Raw genomic sequence first — 283 nt, 5'->3', positions numbered from 1 at the left:
GAACACGGGAACCGTGACCAGGACATGGGCCCTTATTGATGTCGGCGGGACATCTGTTTCTTCAACACTGCCGGCCGGGGTACCTCTGGCGTACGTGCGGTCTGATGTGCCGCTGCCCAGGACAGTGGCAGCAAACAGGTCCGCGCGGAGTTGGGTCAGGGTCCGGCGCTCGTCCGTGCCCGTGCAGGGCACGGGCGACGGCGGTGAGCCGGTTCCACCCGGCAAGCGCCTGGTCCGCGGGCAGGCACGCGCTAAGCCAGGGCATTCCGTCCCGGTCCGGCCG

At 68.9% G+C, this 283-nt stretch carries 1 pseudogene; it reads right to left on the bottom strand.

Features of this window, described 5'->3' with window-relative positions:
• A pseudogene (locus RM50_RS21135) lies at positions 1-225 on the bottom strand (hypothetical protein); the annotation flags it as partial.
• Between the last annotated feature and the right edge of the window lie 58 nt (positions 226-283).

Source organism: Pseudarthrobacter phenanthrenivorans (assembly GCF_000813845.1).
Classification (GTDB): Bacteria; Actinomycetota; Actinomycetes; order Actinomycetales; family Micrococcaceae; genus Arthrobacter; species Arthrobacter phenanthrenivorans_B.
Note: the sequence above shows the minus strand (reverse complement) of the source record. Positions and strands in the feature narration are given on the sequence as shown.